Origin of the sequence: Streptomyces sp. NPDC007945 (assembly GCF_042958885.1) — a bacterium.
Classification (GTDB): Bacteria; Actinomycetota; Actinomycetes; order Streptomycetales; family Streptomycetaceae; genus Streptomyces.
This window is the reverse complement of the sequence record NZ_JBIBJV010000020.1, coordinates 1-11,605: the sequence shown is the minus strand read 5'-3', so window position 1 is coordinate 11,605 and position 11,605 is coordinate 1. Positions and strand designations below refer to the sequence as shown.

The window sequence follows — 11,605 nt, the reverse complement described above, 5'->3', positions numbered from 1 at the left end:
GTCCGCCTGAAGCCGCACACTCGGGCAACTCCGCCTTGTGACGACCCGGTCACGCGGCCACCGTGGGCCGCGGGCCGCACGCGACGGCCTCATGAAAGGAACGACCGATGGCTCTGCACACCCGACCGCAGCCGTCTCCGGTCAGCTGGGAGCAGGTACGCGTCCCCGCGCCCGGCGGCCCCGTCCCGGGACTCGTCCTGAGGCCCGAGCGGCCCCGGACCGGCAGATGGCTGGTGTGGGCGCACGGCGGCAGCTGGCGCGCGGGCTCGGCCCTGGAGTGGTACCCGGCCACCGCCGACCTGGCGCGGGCCGCCGGCATGACCGTGGTGAGCGTCGACTACCGGCTCACTCCGGCCGCCCGGCACCCGGACATGGTCCAGGACCTCCTCGCCGCCCTGGAGTGGGCGGCGGGGCAGGCCGAGCGGGAGGCCGCCGGGACCGGCGGCGACGGCGAGGAGCCGGTGCTCGTCGTCGGCGGGGACAGCGCGGGCGGCACGCTCGCGGCGTCCGCCGCGCTCGCCCGCCGGGACCGGGGGCTGCCGCTGGCCGCCCAGGTCCTGGCGTACCCGCCGCTCGACCCGGCCTGCGAGGCGGACTCGTACCGGCGCCACGCGGGGGCCTTCCCCTCGGCGGCGGCGATGGCCGCCGCCTGGCGGGAGTACCGGGCCGCCGGGTCGCCGGCCGCCGCCGACGGCACCCGCCTGTACAGCACGCCGTTCGAGGCGGCCGGGCTCGACGGGGTCGCCCCCGCGCTCCTCACCGTCGGCGAGCTCGACCCGGTGGGCGACGACGTGCGCCGCTACGCCGGGCTCCTCCGGGCGGCCGGCGTGCCGGTGGCGCTGCGGGAGCTCCCGCGGACCGGACACGGGGCGTTCCTGCGCCCCGTGGCGTCGGGCGCCTCGGCGGCGGAGCTCATCGGGACGTCGCTGCGCGCGTTCCTCGACGCCCGCTGAGCCCGTCCCGGACGGCCGTTCCCCGCTCGATCCCTTCCGTTCCGTCCTCACCCCTTCCCCTTCGACCTCTTGGGAGACCTGCCATGACCGCACCGTTCCCGCCCGCCGCCGTCCCCGCCGCCGCCAACCTCGACGCGCTGCTGCGCCACTTCGCCGACCTGCGGGACGGCCGGCACGGCGACGCCGTCTCCCGGCCCGGCAAGGAGGAGCTGTTCCGCACGGCCGCCGGGCTCCTCGACCCGTACGCCCGGCAGGCGTTGACCGAGCTGAACGAGGAACTGCTCCTCGGCCAGGGCGTGCTGGCCGCGACCGGCGTGCAGCGCTCGGACGACGGCAGCCTGTTCCACGCCTGGACGCTGTCCTGGGCGGAGCAGCGCGACGGCGGCATCCCGCCGGTGACGCTGTACGCGCACTACGGGCGCGGCTTCCACCACCCGCACCTGCGCGGGGCGACGGTGTCGGAGTGGCCGCTGAACGTCTTCGACGACGCGCAGGCCGCCGCGGAGCTGCCGACGCTGCGGGCCATCGCCGCCGCCGACCTCCACAACCTCGTCTTCGAGCGGGACTTCCGGATCGTGCCGGCGACGGTGTCCGGGGCCTCCGGCGTCCCGACCGGCCACCAGCACTGAAGGGAACGGGAGACCACGTCATGACCTCCCTGCGACTCTCCGTCCTCGACCAGACGCCCGTCGGCGAGGACCAGACGCCCGACGAGGCGCTGCGGGCCTCGCTGGCCCTGGCGTCCTCCGCCGAGCGGCTCGGGTACGTCCGCTACTGGGCGGCCGAGCACCACGGTTCGCCCGGATTCGCCTCCAGCGCCCCCGAGATGCTGGCGGGCGCGGTCCTCGCCCGCACGTCGCACCTGAGGGTCGGCACGGGCGGGGTGCTGCTGCCGCGCTACGCGCCGACGAAGGTCGCCGAGGTGTTCGGGGTGCTCGCCTCGCTCCATCCGGGGCGGGTCGACCTCGGGCTCGGCCGGGCCGGCGGTCCGGCGCACGACTTCCCGGCGAAGGTCGCCGAACTCCTCGCCCTGCTGGGCGCCGACGGCCGGCGGCGCCCGTACGGGGTGGTGCCGCAGGCCGCGGTGCCGCCGAGGGTGTGGCTCCTCGGCGCGGGCGGCGAGTCCGGCCGGCTGGCCGGGCGGCTCGGCACCGAGTTCGCCTTCGGGCACTTCTTCTCCCCGCACGGCGGGCTGCGCGCCCTGGAGGGGTACCGGGCCGAGGCCCGGGAGTCCGGCGCCCGCACGGGCGGCGGGGTGCTCGCGGTGCGGGTGGTGGCGGCGGACACCGCCGAGCGGGCCGAGGAGCTGGCGCGGAGCCTGCTGCTGTGGCGGGCCCGCAAGGACCTGGGGCAGGACCGGCCGCTGCCGTCCCTGGCGACGGTGCGGGGCCACCGGTGGAGCGACGCCGAGCGCGAGCGGGCCGAGGTGCACCGTACGGCGCTGGTGGCCGGGGCCGTCGAGCAGGTGGGCGCGCGGCTGGCGGAGCTGGCCGCGTCGCACGGCGTGGACGAGATCGTCGTCAACACGCTGACGGCGGACCCGGCCGACCGTGAGCGGTCCTACGCGCTGCTGGCGCAGTACTTCGGCCTCTCGGAGGAGGCCACCCGCTCGGCGCGGGCGGCCGCGGAGGCGGTGCCCGTGGGCTGATCCCCGGCGCCGTGGCCGTACGCGGAAGAGCCCCGACCGGTGGTGTCCGGTCGGGGCTCTTCGGTGTGCGGGGCGGGTCAGTGCCCGCGTCCGGCGCCGGCGCCGGCGGGCTCGGGGGCGGGCGCCGGGGTCTCGGTCCCGGTGACGGCGGTGACGGCCGGGGCGGTACGGCGCTTGGAGCGGCCGAAGCGGATCATGGCGGGCGCCTCGACGAAGCGGAAGAGGAGCCAGCCGCCGAGCAGGGAGGCGGCGAAGAAGCCGGCGATCACCAGGAGCGAGCCGCCGATGCCGTACGTGGTCTCGCCGAGCAGGGAGCGCAGGTAGAAGATCGTGACGCCCTGGACGAGGTAGAAGCCGAAGGAGACCTCGCCGAGCCAGACCATGGGGCGGCTGCGCAGGAAGGTGACGCGGCCGTCGACGTCGGACGCGGCGGTGGCGGCGATGAGGGCGGCCACGGGGACGATGGTGGCGGCGACGAAGCCGTACTGGAAGGGCAGCAGCAGGGCGGCGGCATAGCCGACGGCGGTGAGGGCGAGGGAGAGTCCGAAGCCGATGCGGCGCGGCCAGCGGCCGGCCAGGACGATCCGGGCGAGCAGGATGCCGAGGACGAACTCGAAGAGCCGGCCGGCCGGCAGCAGGTAGCCGAACCAGAACTGCATGTCGGAGACGGGCGTGATGGCGGACTTCGGGGTGGCGGGCACCAGGTAGGTGGAGACGAGCTGGACGGCTATGGTGCCGGCGACCATCACGGCGCTCCAGAACCACAGGGCGCCGCCGCGGATCTTGCGGATGGGGACGATCAGGAGCGGGAAGAGCATGTAGAAGAGCAGCTCGCTGCCGAGGGACCAGCTCGGCGGGTTCACGCTGAGGTTGACGGCCGGCTGCGGGAACCAGGTGTGGATCAGCAGCAGGTTCGGCAGCCAGTCCGCGACGCTGGTGACGGCGGCGCCGGCGAAGAGCATCATCGAGGCGGCGAAGACCACGACGTGGTTCGGGAAGATCTTGAGGAGTCGGCGGCGGAGGAAGGCGGTGACCCGCTCGCCGGGCTTCGACGCCCAGGCGAGGACGAAGCCGGAGAGCACGAAGAAGAAGGAGACGCCCAGGTAGCCGGCCTTGCTGAACGCGGTCTCGAAGGCGTTCGCGAGGCCCTCGTCGGCGAAGGGGTTGATGGGGGCGTTGGGCGGGATGGGCGAGTCCATCAGGGACGAGTGGAAGAAGAAGACGAGGAGGGCGGCGAAGAACCGCAGGCCCGTCAAGGAGGGCAGTTTCGCCCGCTTCGCGGTCTCGGTGGACGGGGAGGTCGTGGAGGACACGGTGGGTTCGCTCTCTCTTGGCTGGCGGGGCGGGAGGGCAGTGCGGGGGGCCTGCGGGGTCCCGGGGCGGCGGGGGCCTGCCCCGGGACCGTGGCGCGTGGCGGGTGGTGCGCGATGCGGGAGACGCGGAGGGGGCGCCGTGACCGGCGGCTACTGCTCGATCTGGTTGCGGTAGACCATGAGCTTCGCGTCCTTGGCCACGTAGTAGTTCTGGACGGAGTAGGCGATGGTGGCGAAGTCGAGCCGGCCGTCGCCGTTGAAGTCGGCGGTGGCGATGCGGGCCACGGACTCGTCGGAGACCCGCCACTTCGCCCAGACGCCGTTCGCCGCGTCGATCGCCTTGTAGTACATGACGCCCTGCCAGGGCCACGGGCCGCGCAGCGCGACGAGGAACTCCTCGTCGCCGTCGCCGTCGAAGTCGGCGCAGACGATCTGGTGGCCGGGGCCCTCGCCGTTCTCGTTCGGGTCGCCGAAGACGTCGAGGAGGACCCGGTTCCAGCCCTTGCCCTCGGCGTCCTTGGTGTAGACGGCGACGGTGTTGCCGTGGAACGGCTCGATGGCGGCGACGTACGCCATCGGGTCGTCGCCGAGCCGGCCGGCGTTGAGGTCGCCGCTGCCGCGGAAGCCGGTCTGCTCGAACTGGGTGAGCTCGCCGGTGCCGATGAGCTCGCGTATCCACTCCTGGCGGTTCTCGTCGTAGTAGAGCCAGGTGACGCCCTCGTCGGAGGCGAGGAGGAGGGATTCGAGCTCGGAGCCGGGGATGAGGCCCTGCTTCTTCTCGGCGCCGTGGATCATGCGGAAGTGGCTGTCGTCGATGACGGTCATCGGCCACTCCTCGGCCGTGTGCACGTCGTCGGGCTCGGTGAAGAGCACCACCGGAAGGACCGCGTGGACGTCCTCCTTGGCGACGATGGGCAGGCCGATGATCTGGAGGCGGTCGGTGCGGGTGAAGTGGCCGGCGCGCAGGCGGTGCATGCCGGTGGCGCGGCCGACGTAGTGGCGCTTCCAGCGGGACTCGTCCTTGTCGGGCTGGCCGGGGTTCTCCAGCCAGTCGATCTTTCCGCCCTCGGTGTTGGCGTCGTGGATGGTGCCGATCGGGCCGTAGAGGTCGTAGCAGACGATGACGTCGGGCCGGCCGTTGCGGGTGACGTCGGCGAAGTCGGCGCCGACGGGCATCGTGATGCGGTCGGCGATCAGGCGCCGGGTCCACTCGCCGTCGTTGGCGTACCAGTAGATCTCGCCGAGGCGCAGGCCGTAGCCGAACAGGTCCGGGCTGCCGTCGCCGTCGATGTCCGGCGCCTCCAGCCAGTAGCCGTCACGGAGCTGGGCGGCGACGAGCTCGGGGGTGAAGCGGGGGACGCGCAGCCCGGGGGTGGTGTTCTCGCTCATGGGGTCGTTTCTCCTCGGTGCGGGGGCGGAAAGGCCGGAAGGGGGAAGGGCGGGCGGGGCGGGGTGGTGCTCACGTCCGGGGTGCGCGGGGGACGGGGTGGTACTCGACGGCGAGCCAGACGCAGTCGGTGTCGGCGTGGTACTGGTGGTACGGGTAGTGGTAGGTGCACTGCGGGCCGATGGCGCAGAACGGGTCCGGGGTGGTGTAGCCGGGGCTCATGAGCACGTCCTGGTAGAGCGAGGCGTGGTCGCGGTCTCGGAAGCGCTGCATCCGGCCGAGGCCCTGGACCTGGGTGTGGACCTCGATGAAGTCGTGCTCGTTGTGGATGACGCAGTCGGTGCCGGCGGGCGCGAACCAGAGGTTGGCGCGGACCGTGAACTCCCGCAGGGAGACGGCCGTCTCGCGCTCGCCGAGCAGGTGCGCCGCGTCGAAGACGACGGTGCCGATCTCGTCCTGCGGACTGCGGTAGAGCGGCGTGTCGCGGGGGAAGCCGCCCTGGTCGCCGAGGAGGTCGGCGAGGTGGCCCCAGCCGGGGGCGTCCACCAGGGAGGCCTCGCCGACCTCCTCGCGCCCGGGGCGGAGCAGGATCAGCGTCTCGGCCCGCTCGATGCGGGTGTCGGCGAGGACGGTGGAGGTGAGGGCCGGGATCGTCTTGCGGGGCGTCTCGGCGACGGTCACCGCCGTCATGCTCGGGTTGACGACCATGGTGCGGCCCTCGACGAGGTAGTCCTCGACGTCGCGGACGAGCGTGGCGCGCAACTGCGGGGTGCCGAAGCTGAGTTCGCGCTCGGTGGTGGTCGTGGCCGCGGTGGTGTCCATGTCGGTTCGGTTCCTCTCGTCGGGTGTCAGGTGCGGGCGAGGGCGGCCGTCCGGGCGTGTCCGGCGCCCAGGACGCCTCCGTGGGCGGAGTGGGCGGTCTCGGCGGGGGCCGTCGGGTCGAAGGGCTCGGGCGCGGGCCCGAGGCCGAAGTGGTGGGCGATGGCGTCGACGGTGCGACCGGTGGCGCGGCCGTCGCCGTACGGGTTGGCGGCGTTGGCCATGCGGAGGTAGGCGGCCGGGTCGCGGAGCAGTTCGAGGGTGTGGGCGACGATGCCCTCGGTGGCGGTGCCGACGAGCCGGGCGGTGCCGGCGGTCACGGCCTCGCCGCGTTCGGTGACGTCGCCGAGGACGAGGGTCGGCTTGCCGAGCGCGGGGCCCTCCTCCTGGCTTCCGCTGCTGTCGGAGACGATCAGGTCGGCGCGGGCCATCAGCTTGCAGAACGCCAGGTACGGCAGCGGGTCGACGACCGTGATGTTCGGGTGGGCGCCGATGTGGGGCAGCAGGCCCTCGCGGACGACCGGGTTGCGGTGCAGCGGGACGACGACCCGGGTGTCCGGCTCGTCGGCGATGCGGGCCAGGGCGCGGCCGATGGCCGGCAGGTGGGGCCAGGCCTCGCGCCGGTGGGCGGAGGCGAGGACGATCCGGCGCGGGTCGGCGTCGAGGTCGGCCAGGGCCGGGTCGCCGTAGTCGGCGGACTGCCCGCAGGCCCAGCGGAGGGCGTCGATGACGGTGTTGCCGGTGATGGCGATGGTCGCCGGGTCGATGCCCTCGGAGCGCAGGTTGGCTGCGTTCCCGGGGGTGGGCGCCAGGTGGAGGGCGGCGATCTGGGCGACGAGCCGGCGGTTGCCCTCCTCCGGGAACGGGGAGCCGAGGTGGCCGCTGCGCAGCCCGGCCTCGACGTGGATGACGGGGACCCGCTGGTGGAAGCCGGCGAGGGCGCCGGCGAAGGTGGTGGCGGTGTCCCCGTGGACGAGGACGGCGTCGACGGCGGCGGAGCGGAACCAGTCCTCCAGGCCGCGCAGGGAGCGGTAGGTGACCTGGGAGAGGGTCTGCTTGGGGGCCATGACCTTGAGGTCGACGTCGGTGGTGAGGCCGAAGGCGTCGAGGGTCTCGTCGAGCATCTGCCGGTGCTGGCCGGTGGAGACGACGACCGGGGCGAAGCGGGGGTCGTCCTGGAGGGCGCGGATCACCGGCGCGAACTTGATGGCCTCCGGCCGGGTACCGAGGACTACGGCGAGGGAGCGCATGGGTTCCTTACTTCCTGTGGGGTGCGGGCCTGGACAGGGCGGAGCAGGGCAGCGCTGAGCAGAGGTGGGGAGGGGAGTGATGCGGCCGGGGCGCTTGTTCAGCGGCTCTCGTGCGGCCTGGGATCAACTTTCCCCCGAGGCCCCCGGAGGGTCAACGGACGCCCGCCCGGCCTCGAACAGCACCTCGAACGGGGGTGTTCGAGAGGGGGGTCGGACGCCTCGGGCGCCGGCTCCGGAAAACGCCGAAGCCCTGCGTCCGGATGACCGGACGCAGGGCTTCGACCTGCGGTTTCAGGGGTGCGACAGGGCTGTGGGTCAGTCCTTCGCGGGCTTGATGGACATGGAGTGGCGGAAGTAGTCGGACGGGTCGTAGCGCCGCTTCACGCGCTGGAGGCGGGGGTAGTTGTCCTTGTAGTAGAGGGTCTGCCAGGGCACGCCGGAGCGGTTGCGCCGCGGGTCGGCGACGTCGCGGTCCGGATAGTTGATGTAGCAGCCGTCGGTGGCGTCGTCGATGAGCGGGACGCCGCCGGTGGGCGCGAAGAACTCCTCGTACAGCTCCCTGAGCCAGCCCAGGTAGAAGTCGTCCTCGCTCTCCTCCGACCAGAAGGTCTGGAAGCACATCTTGAAGATGGAGGAGCGCTGCGCGTTCGCGGTCGCGTCGGGGGCGACGGCGTTGACCTGCCCGCCGAAGGAGAACAGCACCAGCATGGTGTCCGGGTTGGTGAAGTCGGACCTCGTCATGTGCTTGTACAGCGCGCTGAGCTGATGGTCGGTGAAGTTCTTGCGCATGTACGCGGACTTGTGGCCGCCGCGCGAGGTGGGGTCGGTGATGACCGGGTTGTTGGTGCCGACGAGACGGGTCGCCTGGAGCCACGGCAGGGTGCGCGGTTCGGCGAGCTGCGGCATGGCGGGCAGTTCGCCGGTGGGCCGGGTGAGGGCCTGCGGGCGGATCCCGGTGCCGGCGGTGATGGCGGCCAGGTAGTCGTCGAGGAGTGCGCGGGCGTTCGGGACGGTGGCGTCGACCTGGGTGAACATGCCGAGGCTGCCGTGGGCCCTGGAGCTGACGTTGAAGAGGCTCGACAGGGCCCGGTAGGGCGAGTCGGGGGCGCTGTGCTCGGCGTGCCAGGCGCCGAAGTTCTTGAGGAGGCGGTTGAACCTGCGCTCGTCGAGCTGGTCCCAGGGGAAGTCGACGGCGCTGACGAGGACCGTGGACGGCGGGGATATCAGCTGGCGCGAGGGCTCCGTGCCGGTGGCGCCCGGCGAGCGGAACCAGTACTTGGTGACGAGGCCGAAGTTGCCGCCGCCGCCCCCGGTGTGCGCCCACCACAGGTCGCGGTGCGGGTCGTCCTCCTCGCGGGTGGCGACGACCGTGCGGACGCCTCCCCGGCCGTCGGTGACGACGACCTCGACGGCGTACAGGTGGTCGACGACCAGGCCGTGGGCGCGGGACAGCAGGCCGTACCCGCCGCCGGCTATGTGACCGCCGGCGCCGACGCTGTAGCAGATGCCGCCGGGGATGGTGACGCCCCAGCCCTTGTAGAGGGCCTCGTACACGTTGAGGAGGCGGGCGCCGGGCTCGACGGTGAAGGCCCGCATCCGGGGGTCGTAGCCGACGTGCGTCATCTCGGAGAAGTCGAGGATGACCTCGGCGTCGGGGTGGACCGCGAAGTCGGCGAAGCAGTGCCCGCCGCTGCGGACCGAGACCCGCTTGCCGGACCGGACGGCGTCCTTGAGGGCGCGCTCGGCGTCGGCGCTGGAGCGGATCATGCGGATGTAGTCGGGCCGGGCGACGAACCGCTGGTTGTTGCCGGTGGTCAGCTCGGCGTAGCGGGGGTCCCCGGGGCGGACGGTGGAGCCGGTGCCGGCCGCGGCGGCCGCGGCGCCGGTGGCTCCCGTGGCCGCCGCGGCGCTCGGGACGGCGAGGGCGCCGACCACGGCGGCGGTGCCCACGGCGGCGGCGCCGCTGGTGAGGACGGTACGGCGGCCGAGGCCCTGGCCCGGACGGTCCGCGGCGGTGGCGGGGGTGGACGACGGGGCGGGAGTGGATGGCGTGGAGCGCATGGGACTGACTCAACTCCTCGGAGACGGTGGTGTGGTGGCGCCCTGACGCGGCGCCGGAAGGGCGGAGTCCAGGGGTACGGTCCGCTTCCCGGCCGCCCGGCGGCGGTCGGCGCGGCCCGAGAGCAGTGCGGTGCACAGACCGGCGGCGGCGAGTCCGGCGCCGATCCAGGTCGGCGCGGTCCAGCCGAGGCCGCGGTCGACGGCGAGTCCGCCGAGCCAGGCGCCGAGGGCGTTGCCCAGGTTGAACGCCGCGATGTTGGCGGCGGAGGCCAGCGCCGGGGCGCCCTCGGCCTGCTGCATGACCCGGGCCTGGAGCGGCGGCACGGTCGCGAAGCCGACGGCGCCGAAGACGGCCAGGGTCACGGCGGCGGGCAGCGGCGCGCGGGCGGTGAACGTGAAGACGACCAGGACCAGGGCGAGCGCGCCGAGGATCACGTACAGGCTGGGCATCAGGGAGCGGTCGGCGGCCTTGCCGCCCAGGACGTTGCCGACGCAGAGCCCGGCGCCGAACAGCACGAGCAGCCAGGCGACGGCGCCGTCGGAGAAGCCCGCCAGCTCCGTCATCATCGGCGCCAGGTACGTGAACGAGGCGAAGACCGCGCCGAAGCCGAGCATCGTCGTCAGCAGCGCCAGCCACACCTGCGGCCGGGCGAAGACGGCGAGTTCGCCGCGGAGCGAGGCGCCGGGCGGGCGCGGCTGCGCCGGGACGAGCGCGATGATCCCGAGCAGTCCGACGACACCGAAGGCGGTCACCGCCCAGAAGGTGGAACGCCAGCCGAACTGCTGCCCGAGGAAGGTGCCGAGGGGCACGCCGAGCACGTTGGCGAGGGTGAGACCGGTGAACATCAGGGCGATGGCCCCGGCCTTGCGGTCGGGCGCGACGAGGTCGGCGGCGACGACCGACCCGATGCCGAAGAACGCGCCGTGGGTGAGGGAGGCGATCAGCCGGCCGCCCATGAGGGCGCCGTAGTCGCCGGCGAGCGCGCACAGCAGGTTGCCGGCGATGAAGACGCCCATCAGGACCACGAGCATGGTCTTGCGGGGCAGCCGGTTCCCGGCGGCGGTCATCAGCGGGGCGCCGACGACGACGCCGAGCGCGTAGCCGGTCACGAGCATCCCGGCGGCCGGGATGGACACGGACAGGTCGCCGGCGACCTCCGGCAGCAGCCCGACGATGACGAACTCGGTGGTGCCGATGCCGAAGGCACCGAGGGCGAGGGCGATCAGGGCGAGAGGCATGGGGGCGCCGTCAGATCTGCCGCAGGGCGCCGCCGTCGACGCTCCACTCGGCGCCGGTGACCTGCCCGGACAGCGGCGAGAGGAGCTGGGCGACGACCCGCGCCACGTCCTCGGACTCCCCGATACGACCGGTGGGCAGCCTGCGGACCTCGCGCACGAAGTGGTCGACGGCCGCGTCGGCCGGCAGCCCGAACCGCTCCCCGAGCTGCTCGGCGAAGCCGCCGGGGGCGTCGAAGAGGGCGGTACGGGTGGGGCCGGGCGAGACCACGTTGGAGCGCACCCCGCGCGGTCCGAACTCGGCGGCGAGCGACTTCGACACCGAGAGCAGCGCCGTCTTCGCGGCGGCGTAGTCGACGATCGCCGGGTCCGGGAACCGGGCGGCCTCGCTGGCGATGTGCACGACCGAGGCGGCGTCGGACTCCAGGAGCAGCGGGAGGGCGGCCCGGGTCACGCGGACCGCCGCGTACAGGTTGATCTCGAAGCTCGCGGCCCAGGCGTCGTCGTCGACGTCGAGGAAGCCGGTGCGGGAGACGAGCGCGCCGGCGTTGTTGACCAGCCCGTCGAGCCGCCCGTGCAGCTCGCGGACCCGGTCGACGACGTACCGGGCCGAACCGGGGTCGGTGAGGTCGGCGGCGACGGTGTCGATGCCGTCGGAGGGGTCCGGGGTCCAGGGCTTGCGGGCGACGCCGACCACGGTGGCGCCCTCGGCGGCCAGCAGTCGCGCGGTGGCCGCGCCGATCCCGGACGAGGCACCGGTCACGAGGTAGACGCGGTCATGGATACGCAGGTCCATCAGGGATTCCTCGGAGGGGAGGGAAGGGGAGGGGGCTGGGCTGGCAGGCGGGAGCGGCCGGGTACGGCGGCGGGGGATGTGCGCCGTACCCGGCCGCTGCTCGGGGGAGAGTCCTCAGCTCGCGACCGCGTCACGCGACGGT

Annotated in this window: 10 protein-coding genes; 3 read left to right on the top strand and 7 right to left on the bottom strand. The window is 73.8% G+C overall.

From position 1 onward, the window contains the following. The first annotated feature begins 107 nt into the window (after positions 1-107). The 3 genes from ACFZCF_RS31850 to ACFZCF_RS31840 all read left to right on the top strand — a co-directional run bounded on the left by ACFZCF_RS31850 (position 108) and on the right by ACFZCF_RS31840 (position 2,601). Complete coding sequence (locus tag ACFZCF_RS31850) at positions 108-953, top strand: alpha/beta hydrolase fold domain-containing protein (protein ID WP_391290603.1); 846 nt, start codon at positions 108-110, stop codon at positions 951-953. Between the two features lie 83 nt (positions 954-1,036). After that, positions 1,037-1,582 carry a hypothetical protein gene (locus ACFZCF_RS31845; RefSeq protein ID WP_391290601.1) on the top strand — a complete coding sequence of 182 codons (546 nt, stop codon included), beginning with the start codon at positions 1,037-1,039 and terminating at the stop codon, positions 1,580-1,582. Between the two features lie 20 nt (positions 1,583-1,602). Beyond that, the gene (locus tag ACFZCF_RS31840) at positions 1,603-2,601 is read left to right on the top strand and encodes an MsnO8 family LLM class oxidoreductase (protein ID WP_391290599.1); all 999 of its coding nucleotides are present in this window, start codon (positions 1,603-1,605) and stop codon (positions 2,599-2,601) included. A gap of 77 nt (positions 2,602-2,678) precedes the next feature. Here ACFZCF_RS31840 and ACFZCF_RS31835 read toward each other — a convergent pair whose 3' ends face one another. The 7 genes from ACFZCF_RS31835 to ACFZCF_RS31805 all read right to left on the bottom strand — a co-directional run bounded on the left by ACFZCF_RS31835 (position 2,679) and on the right by ACFZCF_RS31805 (position 11,463). Further along, positions 2,679-3,914, bottom strand: a complete 1,236-nt coding sequence (locus tag ACFZCF_RS31835; protein ID WP_391290597.1) for an acyltransferase family protein — start codon at positions 3,912-3,914, stop codon at positions 2,679-2,681. 150 nt (positions 3,915-4,064) lie between these two features. After that, positions 4,065-5,303, bottom strand: coding sequence for an FG-GAP-like repeat-containing protein (locus tag ACFZCF_RS31830; RefSeq protein ID WP_391290595.1), 1,239 nt, complete (start codon positions 5,301-5,303; stop codon positions 4,065-4,067). 70 nt (positions 5,304-5,373) lie between these two features. Next, on the bottom strand, positions 5,374-6,123 hold the full coding sequence (locus tag ACFZCF_RS31825) for a hypothetical protein (RefSeq protein WP_391290593.1): 750 nt from the start codon (positions 6,121-6,123) through the stop codon (positions 5,374-5,376). Between the two features lie 26 nt (positions 6,124-6,149). Next, complete coding sequence (wecB, locus tag ACFZCF_RS31820) at positions 6,150-7,370, bottom strand: non-hydrolyzing UDP-N-acetylglucosamine 2-epimerase (protein WP_388450587.1); 1,221 nt, start codon at positions 7,368-7,370, stop codon at positions 6,150-6,152. 315 nt (positions 7,371-7,685) lie between these two features. Further along, positions 7,686-9,431, bottom strand: a complete 1,746-nt coding sequence (locus ACFZCF_RS31815; protein ID WP_391290591.1) for an FAD-binding protein — start codon at positions 9,429-9,431, stop codon at positions 7,686-7,688. 9 nt (positions 9,432-9,440) lie between these two features. After that, a complete protein-coding gene (locus ACFZCF_RS31810) occupies positions 9,441-10,670 on the bottom strand; it encodes an MFS transporter (RefSeq protein WP_388450583.1) in 1,230 nt (409 codons plus the stop codon). 10 nt (positions 10,671-10,680) lie between these two features. Next, positions 10,681-11,463 carry an SDR family NAD(P)-dependent oxidoreductase gene (locus ACFZCF_RS31805; RefSeq protein ID WP_388450580.1) on the bottom strand — a complete coding sequence of 261 codons (783 nt, stop codon included), beginning with the start codon at positions 11,461-11,463 and terminating at the stop codon, positions 10,681-10,683. Between the last annotated feature and the right edge of the window lie 142 nt (positions 11,464-11,605).

Bases quoted from the DNA above. Each gene is read 5' to 3' on its own strand.
- ACFZCF_RS31850 (WP_391290603.1), top strand. From the start codon at position 108: ATGGCTCTGCACACCCGACCGCAGCCGTCTCCGGTCAGCTGGGAGCAG.
- ACFZCF_RS31810 (WP_388450583.1), bottom strand. From the start codon at position 10,670: ATGCCTCTCGCCCTGATCGCCCTCGCCCTCGGTGCCTTCGGCATCGGC.
- ACFZCF_RS31815 (WP_391290591.1), bottom strand. From the start codon at position 9,431: ATGCGCTCCACGCCATCCACTCCCGCCCCGTCGTCCACCCCCGCCACC.
- ACFZCF_RS31845 (WP_391290601.1), top strand. From the start codon at position 1,037: ATGACCGCACCGTTCCCGCCCGCCGCCGTCCCCGCCGCCGCCAACCTC.
- ACFZCF_RS31805 (WP_388450580.1), bottom strand. From the start codon at position 11,463: ATGGACCTGCGTATCCATGACCGCGTCTACCTCGTGACCGGTGCCTCG.
- ACFZCF_RS31830 (WP_391290595.1), bottom strand. From the start codon at position 5,303: ATGAGCGAGAACACCACCCCCGGGCTGCGCGTCCCCCGCTTCACCCCC.
- ACFZCF_RS31825 (WP_391290593.1), bottom strand. From the start codon at position 6,123: ATGGACACCACCGCGGCCACGACCACCACCGAGCGCGAACTCAGCTTC.
- ACFZCF_RS31840 (WP_391290599.1), top strand. From the start codon at position 1,603: ATGACCTCCCTGCGACTCTCCGTCCTCGACCAGACGCCCGTCGGCGAG.
- wecB (WP_388450587.1), bottom strand. From the start codon at position 7,370: ATGCGCTCCCTCGCCGTAGTCCTCGGTACCCGGCCGGAGGCCATCAAG.